Raw genomic sequence first — 7887 nt, forward strand, 5'->3', positions numbered from 1 at the left:
GGGGGATGGTTTACGGTGGGCTGCATCGTCTGACCACTCCTTGCGCGAAGTCTGGATGACTAGCCGTAGTGGCAGCGTAGCACCCCGCGAGCTTGCGTTCACGCAGCGCCCAGATCTGACCCAGGTTTTCCACAGAGTTGTCCACATGTTGTGCACAACTCACATCGCTGTAATTTCGCTGAGGCTCCGTCGGGCGCGATGATGTCCGGAACCAGACACGCAGTTGAAGGCCCTAGCCACACGCCGGTCATCAGTCGAAACCCACCCATTTTCACCCCGTTGCCCACCACGCACGGGGTGTATGGCCCAACTCGCTCCTTAGGATCAGTCACACATCTGGACAACAGGAGTTCGGACAACAGAATTTGGGGCCCTGCCCCGACCCCACCGTAACCGCCTCTGAGTAAGGAGTCCGCGTGAAGACCAACAGAACTCGAGTGGCCGCCGCCATCGTGGCAGCCCTAGCCATCGTCGCCTCCATCGTCTCCGCACCCGGCATGGCCCAAGCCGCCGATAACAACAAGGTGGCCTTCGACTACTTCGTGAATAAGGGCCTGACGAAAGAGCAGGCCGCGGGCGTGCTCGGCAACCTGATGCAGGAGTCCGGCAGCCCCATCAACCCCCGCGCCACCCAGTCGCCTGGCCCCGGCCGCGGCATCGCGCAGTGGAGCGTCGGTGAGCGTTGGGCAACGCTGCAGCGGTTTGCCGCCAACCAGGGACGCGACCCCTGGTCGCTCAACCTCCAGCTCGACTTCATCTGGCACGAATTCCAAACCACGGAATCCTACGCCTACCGGCACCTGAAGGGCACGCGGACCGTCGTTGACGCCACGCTCTCGTTCAGCAGCAAGTTCGAACGCTGCGGCACCTGCCACAACCAGACCCGCATCGCGTACGCTCAGCGCGCCTTCAACACCTACGCCGGCGGCGCCCCCGCCCCAGGGCCTCGGCCCCAGCCGGGTGTCGCGAAGGGCTCTGCCACGGACTTCGTGAACCTCCGCACCACCCCGAACTTTGGCGGCAGGGTGCTTACCACGATCCCCCGCGGCGTCACGCTCAACGTCCAGTGCCAGATACGCGGCGCCAACGTCCATGGCACGTATAACTCCGACTGGTGGGCGAAGGTGACCTACAACGGCCTAACGGGTTACGCGTCGCGGGCCTACATCCGGATCGGTCACGATCAACCAGGCGTACCGTCCTGCTAAAGAGCACCCACAACACAGCTGAGGGCCGCACACCGACGTGGATGTGCGGCCCTCAGCTGTGCCCAGGGGCACTAGCGGTGGGTCAATCGTTGCGACGCTCACTCGTCGCGAGCAGACGGTGGTACAGCGGGTGGCTCGCCAGCAGCGACGCGGCCGCCAGCAGCAGACCGACGATCAACACGGTGCCAATCATGAGCAAGCCAGAGTCGTTGTTCACGCCCATCTTCATAGCGAAGTTGTACATCGGCAACGCCATCGCCATGCCAAGCCCAGCGCCCAGCACCACACCGAGCGCCAGCGGCGCGAACGTCTCCAGCCACATCGTCTTGAGGCTGAACGCCGACGGGGCGCCCATCCGCCGCAGCGCCTGCGACTGCTCGGCGCGCTCGATCGTCGCGGAGGCCTGCGTGATGAGCATCGACGTGGCAGTCAGCACAAACCCCACGGCCAGCGTGATGATGACGCCCTTGGTGAAGTCGAGCTGCGACTCCTCGACGAAGGTGCGGGTTGCGGCACCGTCGCTCTCCTGAGCATCCACCTGAAATGGCATCAGCGCCATGAACCCGCCGATGAACGACAGCAGCGCAACCCCGGAGACGCGACGCCACGTGGCGCGCGGGTCTGCGGCGACGCGGCGGGCTGCCCACTTCGACGACGGCCAGGGCAGCTTCGCCCACAGCTTGGCTTCCACCTGCAGAATCCAAGGCGCCACCAGGTTGATGCCCAGTACGACGGCGACAATGGCGGCGGCGAACATCATGGCCGGCCCCACATCGCCCCTCGGGTTGAAGGAGCTCGCCACTTGACCGGAGACAGCCAGCAGCACCACGAACACGATGGCTCGAACCCACGACAGTGCGGGTTTATTCGCCCGACGAGACACCCCCAGCGGGGAGATCCGCACCTGCCGCAACCCTCGCCAGGCAGCGAATAGGCCGACGAGCAGGAGCGCGAGGAGCACCGTCGCGAACAGCCAAGCTGGCAGCAGCATTTCGTCGAACGTCAGTGGCATCGCTTGCATCGCCAGGTTGCGCCACGCCGGCAGCGTCGCGACGTAGATCACGGAGCCCAACACGGCACCGATGATGGCCTGGATGGTGGCGTCCAGCAGCGACATCTTCACCACCTCACCGCTGCTCAGCCCCATGAGGCGCAGCACGGCGAGACGACGCTCCCGGCCACGCGCGCCCAGCACGGCCGCGCCGGCGGCGAGGTTCACCGTCGCGGGGATCAGGAGGGCACACGCGATGCAGGCGAGGACGACGTAAAAACCGAGCACGGAGCCGAAGGTGGGATCCTCGGCAATCACTTTGGCGTGGAGCCCCGTCGGATGCTTCGAGCGGTTCCAAAATGCCCAGGTGCCGCCCGCGACGGTGAGCGCCAGCGCCGCGGCAATGGTGTACGCCAGGATGCCGGCGAGGTAGAGCAGACCCTCGCCCTCGCGCGTGCGGAATCGGGCAGCAGTGAGCTGGATGGTGAGCGACGCCAACCCCGTGGCTGGCTTGTGCGCGCTGTGGGCGGCGGTGGGTTGGGCGGTAGCGACAGGCATCACACGGTCTCCTTCCGGGCGCTGAGGGGGCTGTCCGCGTGCACCAATCCGTCGCGGATCTCCACGAGCCTGGAGCACCACCGAGCGACGCCAATATCGTGCGTGACAAGCACCAACGCGGCACCACTCATCGACACCGACGCGGTGAGCAGCTGCATCATCTCGTGGCCGGTAGCCTGGTCGAGCGCGCCGGAGGGCTCGTCGGCGAACACCACGGCTGGTTGTCCGACGAGGGCGCGGGCAATCGCGACCCGCTGCGCCTGGCCCCCCGACATTTCTGCCGGTCGGCGGTTGCGCAGCTCACCCAAACCGATCTGGTTGAGCACCTCGTCGGCGGCCTGCAGCGCCTTGCCGGAACGCGTGCCGGTGAGCATGAGCGGGAGCGCAACGTTCTCGCGCGCCGGGAGTTCGGGGATGAGCTGGCCGTCTTGGAACACGAAGCCGAAGTCGTGCAGGCGGATGTGGGAACGCTCCTTGTCAGGCAGCGCTGACAAGGCATTCCCCGCGAACCGCACCTCGCCCGCGTCGGGGGCGAGCACCCCGGAGAGGCAGTGCAGCAGCGTGGATTTGCCGGAGCCAGACGGGCCCATGATGGCGACGGTTTCCCCCGCGCCGATGGTGAGGCTGACGCCGGTGAGCGCCTGCACGTCGCCAAAACGCTTGACGATGTCGGTGGTTGTGAGCAGTGGTTGATTCATGTCCACTAGTTCATCGTGTCAAAGCTCCGCGCACCATGGCCTGGGATTCCGTCTTTGAGGTAGTGCTGACACTACCCCCGTCCTGCGAAGCAACAGCTACATTGGGGGCGTGGTTTGGCCATTTCGGGCGCGAAGGAAGCCTCGCGCCCTATCGCACGAGGAGCGCGCCGCGCGCACCATCCGGGAGCTCACGGAGTCGCGGCGCGTCATCGTCGACGCCTACGAGGTGGAGCGTCGACGGATCGAGCGCGACCTCCACGACGGCGCCCAGCAGTACCTCGTCGCCGCCAAGATGCAGCTGGGCGAAGCGCAGCTCTCCCCCGCCCTTGCCAACGACCCCGCCCTCGCCGCGCTGCTCCGCGACGCGCAGCACACGCTGCAGCAGGGCCTCGACTCGCTGCGCGCCACGGTGCGCGGCATCCACCCGCAGGCGCTCGTCGAGCTGGGGCTCGAGGCGGCGCTCACCGACGTCGCCAACGCCACCAGCGACGACGTGCGCATCATCTGCCCCAACCCGCTGCCCGAGCTGCCCGAAGGCGTGCTCGCCGCCGCGTACTTCTTCGCCGTCGAAGCCATCACCAACGCACGGAAATACGCGCCGGGCAAGCCCATTGACGTGCTGCTCACGGCAGGAGCGACGCTGCGGATTTCCGTCGTCGACCAAGGCCCAGGCGGCGCCACCTTCGTCGACGGGCATGGCCTGGCAGGCATGCGCGAACGCCTCGCCGCGTTCGGCGGATCGCTCACGCTCTCCAGCCCCGACGGCGGCCCCACCCAGGTGGCCGCCTCCATCCCCCTGCTCCTGCGACGCGGCGAGGGCGGACTCGTCGCCCACGTCGCTGCCCAATCGAAGAAGGATCTCCCATGACAAAACTCGTGCTCGCCGACGACTCCGCCCTGCTGCGCGAGGGGCTCGCCGGCCTGCTGGAGCGCCAGGGGTTCGAGATCGTCGCGCACGAGGCAGACGCCGAAAGTCTCGTCGCACGCGTTGACGCGCTCGCCGACGCCGACCAGCTGCCCGACGGCATCATCACCGACGTGCGCATGCCGCCCACGATGACCAACGACGGGCTCACCGCAGCTCTGGAACTCAAGCAGCGCTACCCCAAGCTTTCGGTGATGGTGCTGAGCCAGTACGTGTCGCCCGCCTACGCCCAGCAGCTGTTTGCCCTTGACGGTCCGGCCGACGGAGGCGGCACGGGGTACCTGCTGAAGGACCGCATCTCCGAGGTGGCGGACTTCCTGGGGCAGCTGAAGGTGGTGCTCGCAGGCGGCGTCGCCATCGACCCCGAGGTGGCTCGGGCGATGATGCGCGCGACGAAGTCCGGACTCGGCACGCTCACTTCGCGCGAACTCGAAGTGCTGGAGCTCATGGCGCGCGGGCTTGCCAACAGTGAGATCGCGGCACGGCTCTTCATCTCCGGCGCCGCCGTCGCGAAGCACGTGTCGTCGATTTTCCTGAAACTCGGCCTCAGCCCGTCGGAGGAGAACCGTCGCGTGCGAGCCATCCTCGCCTATCTCGGCGATCGCGCGCAGCCCTAACGCCGGGGCGCCAGCCGAGAAACTGCAAAACTCGCCATCAGTGCGGCCCCTCCCCGCTCAATCACGCGTGAGGCCTTCCACTGTTGGCGAGTTTTGCAGTTTCCTGCCCGCCGACCGGGACGTTCACCGCCCGCACCGGACGAAGAACTCCGCCATGTGGCGCAGCGATTGCGTAGCCTGGTCGAGCATCCGAGTGTGCTGCAGGAACGCGTGAATCACACCGTCGACCACCACCAACTCATGCCCCTCACCGGGCAGGAGCTGGGCGAGGGCGCGGGAGTCGTCGAGGAGGGGGTCGAGCGACGTCGCGAGGAGGTGACAAGGGGGAATACCCGTCAAGTTGGCGGCGAGCACGTCGTAGTAGGGGCTGCCGAGATCGTCGGCGTCGATGTAGTGCGCCTGCCAGGACGCCATCGCGTCGGGGGTCATGCCGTCCCACCAGCCGCCGAGCGTGCGCCGGGACACCGAGTCGCGCAGCCCGTAGCCGCCGTAGGCCAGCAGCAGGCAGCGGATTCCCGACGCGTCCCCCACCTCGTCGCGCAGCCACAGCCAGGTGGCGACGGCGAGCGTCGCCCCCGCAGAATCGCCGGCGAGGGCGAGGTCTGCCCCGTCGACGCTCCACTCGTCGGCATGGGCCCGGATGTGCCGCACGACGGCCACGCATTCCTGCACCGGCTGCGGGAAGCGCGCCTCGGGCGCGAGCGTGTAGTCGACGGATACCACCGTCGCTTCAGCGAGTTGGGCGAGCGTGCGGGTGAGGCGCTCGTGCGTCTCTGGAGACCCGACGATGTACCCGCCCCCGTGGATCCACACGATGACCGGCGCTCCGGCGTCACCGCCGCGTGCCACCGTCGCGCGCACGGCCCCCCACCGCGTCGGCACTCGGCGCTCTTCGACCAGCAGCGCCGGCCCGCCCTCGTTCCACCACTGAGCCTCCGCCTCGTACCGCGCGCGCACCGCAGCCATGGAGGTATCCGACGAGCGCACTTCCAGCTCGGCGATCTTCCGCAGCACCGCCGCCTGCTGCGCGCTCCAGCGCGACGGGACGTCGCTCACGGCGTGTGGAGCTCCTCGTCGGGGGCGACGATAGCCATCGTTCTCGCGGCGTAGTCGACGTGGACGTCAACCCGCTGATCGGCGGTGGAGATGGAGTAGTCGAGCACGCCGTCCGCCTTGTAGGTGACGGCGAGCTGACCCGTCGAAAGCCAGGCGTGCCTGCGGCGGAAGCCGATGAGCTGCTGGTACCACCGGTGCAGCTGTGCCCCCAGTGTGGAAAGCTCCGACGGCGACTCGGGCAGCGGCTGGCGGATGTCGGTGTCGCCGCCCTCGGCCTCGCGCTTGATGCCGGTGAAGCCCTGCTCGTCACCGTAGTAGATGGATGGCAGCCCGGGCACGGTGAGGAGCACACCCGCGGCAAGCGCCGCACCATCCGGCCCCACAGAGGACGCGACGCGGGTTACGTCGTGGTTACCGACGAATGTCTGCGGCAGGAAGTGGCGGCAGAACTCGACGTGGCGCTCCAGCGCGTGCGCGAGTTCCCACGGGTTGCTGTCGTTGATGGAGCTCCAGATGGCCTTCCACAGCTCGTACTGCGTAACGGTGTCGACGCCGGAGGCCTGCACGAACTTCGGGTAGTCGCCGTGGATGACCTCGCCCAGAAAGACCGCGTCGGGGAACTCCTCACGCACGCGCCCAATCACGCTCGACCAGAACTGCGGCGACACCGAGTAGGCGACGTCGAGCCGCCAGCCGGTGATGCCCTTGCGCAGCCAGTGCAACATCACATCGCCGACGAACTGCTGCACGTCGGCGTTGGTGTGCTGCAGCTCGACGAGGTCGAAGTTGCCCTCCCAGCCGAGCGGATGCCCGTCAACCCAGCGCACCATGTCGGGGCGCTCGGTGATGAACTTGTGGCTGTCGGCCACGTGGTTGAACACGCCGTCGAGGATGAGCTGGACGCCCCGCTCCTGGCACGCCGCGACGAGCCGGTCGAAGTCGGCTTCCGTGCCGAGGCGGGCGTCGATGCGGAAGTGGTCGAGAGTATCGTAGCCGTGGCTGACGGAATCGAAGATGGGCCCCAGCAGCAGGCCGTTGCAGCCCAGCTCCAGGGCGTAATCCAACCAGGGCTCAAACTTCGCGTGTTCGCGCGCGGGCACGTCGGGCGTGGCATGCGTGGGGGCGCCCAGTGCGCCGAGCGGGTACACGTGCCACCAGATGGCATGGCTGAGGTCAGTCATCACGTTCCCTTCAGAATTGCCAACCATCCTACCGATGAGGGTGTTACTCGTCTTGGATGGGCCAGCCGTGCTCCGCGAGCGCGTGCTGAGTGAACTCGTCTCCCCGACATGCGTCGTGGTCCATCAGCTCCTCATGCAGCGACGCCAGCGCCCACAGCATGTCAGCCGGGACGGCGCCAGGATCGTTCGCCGCCTCAGCGAGCGCGATGCGATACGCCTCCCCGACACACCCCGTCGCGCTGAGCGGGTAGGTGAGGTGGGCGTCGTCGGGTGAGGCATACGGTGCCTCAGGGCAAGGCAGCAGCATGGCGTAGCTATTGAGCTCTGTGATGGACAAGTGGTGACGCACGACAGGGTGGAGGTGCTCATCGGCGGAAGCTAACAGCGAGGCGCGGCGGAGCATGAGGAACATGTCGATGAATTGCTGCACGGTGGTCCTTTCAATGGGGTGTACCAGGGTTATAGGCAACTCACACCCCTCCACGCCCGTTTTCCACAGGGCCAATTTCCGCCTTTCCGCATCGGGCGACGCATCAGTGGAACGATAGGCACATGGATTTCCTGCGTGCCTTGTGGTTTGAAGTGGGCATCACGCCAGCGCAGGCGCTCGGCGTCATCATTTCCGCGACGGTGATGTACCTCACGTTCACCGC

At 67.1% G+C, this 7887-nt stretch carries 8 protein-coding genes; 3 read left to right on the forward strand and 5 right to left on the reverse strand.

Features of this window, described 5'->3' with window-relative positions; translation table 11 throughout:
* The first annotated feature begins 416 nt into the window (after positions 1–416).
* Positions 417–1208 carry a phage tail tip lysozyme gene (locus tag Q0X61_RS12000; protein WP_297742961.1) on the forward strand — a complete coding sequence of 264 codons (792 nt, stop codon included), beginning with the start codon at positions 417–419 and terminating at the stop codon, positions 1206–1208.
* A gap of 82 nt (positions 1209–1290) precedes the next feature.
* Here Q0X61_RS12000 and Q0X61_RS12005 read toward each other — a convergent pair whose 3' ends face one another.
* Together Q0X61_RS12005 and Q0X61_RS12010 are read right to left on the reverse strand one after the other, a co-directional pair.
* Positions 1291–2757, reverse strand: a complete 1467-nt coding sequence (locus tag Q0X61_RS12005) for an FtsX-like permease family protein (protein WP_297742963.1) — start codon at positions 2755–2757, stop codon at positions 1291–1293.
* Positions 2757–3455, reverse strand: coding sequence for an ABC transporter ATP-binding protein (locus Q0X61_RS12010; RefSeq protein WP_297742965.1), 699 nt, complete (start codon positions 3453–3455; stop codon positions 2757–2759). The genes Q0X61_RS12005 and Q0X61_RS12010 overlap by 1 nt, the downstream gene beginning before the upstream one ends.
* Positions 3456–3564: 109 nt before the next feature.
* Here Q0X61_RS12010 and Q0X61_RS12015 point away from each other — a divergent pair, with 109 nt between their 5' ends.
* Both Q0X61_RS12015 and Q0X61_RS12020 read left to right on the forward strand, forming a co-directional pair.
* Positions 3565–4323 carry a sensor histidine kinase gene (locus Q0X61_RS12015; RefSeq protein WP_297742967.1) on the forward strand — a complete coding sequence of 253 codons (759 nt, stop codon included), beginning with the start codon at positions 3565–3567 and terminating at the stop codon, positions 4321–4323.
* Complete coding sequence (locus Q0X61_RS12020) at positions 4302–4997, forward strand: response regulator transcription factor (protein WP_297742974.1); 696 nt, start codon at positions 4302–4304, stop codon at positions 4995–4997. Before Q0X61_RS12015 ends, Q0X61_RS12020 begins: the two co-directional genes overlap by 22 nt.
* Before the next feature lie 123 nt (positions 4998–5120).
* Here the strand turns inward: Q0X61_RS12020 and Q0X61_RS12025 are convergent, their stop codons facing one another.
* The 3 genes from Q0X61_RS12025 to Q0X61_RS12035 are packed head-to-tail and all read right to left on the reverse strand — an operon-like array spanning position 5121 to position 7664.
* Positions 5121–6053, reverse strand: a complete 933-nt coding sequence (locus Q0X61_RS12025; RefSeq protein WP_297742968.1) for an alpha/beta hydrolase fold domain-containing protein — start codon at positions 6051–6053, stop codon at positions 5121–5123.
* Entirely contained in the window at positions 6050–7234 is a 1185-nt protein-coding gene (locus Q0X61_RS12030; RefSeq protein WP_297742970.1) for an alpha-amylase family protein, read from the reverse strand. Before Q0X61_RS12030 ends, Q0X61_RS12025 begins: the two co-directional genes overlap by 4 nt.
* Before the next feature lie 43 nt (positions 7235–7277).
* Positions 7278–7664: a hypothetical protein gene (locus Q0X61_RS12035; RefSeq protein WP_297742972.1), complete on the reverse strand. Its 387-nt coding sequence runs from the start codon at positions 7662–7664 to the stop codon at positions 7278–7280.
* Between the last annotated feature and the right edge of the window lie 223 nt (positions 7665–7887).

The sequence above is a fragment of the uncultured Tessaracoccus sp. genome (genome assembly GCF_947255005.1).
Lineage (GTDB): Bacteria > Actinomycetota > Actinomycetes > Propionibacteriales > Propionibacteriaceae > Arachnia.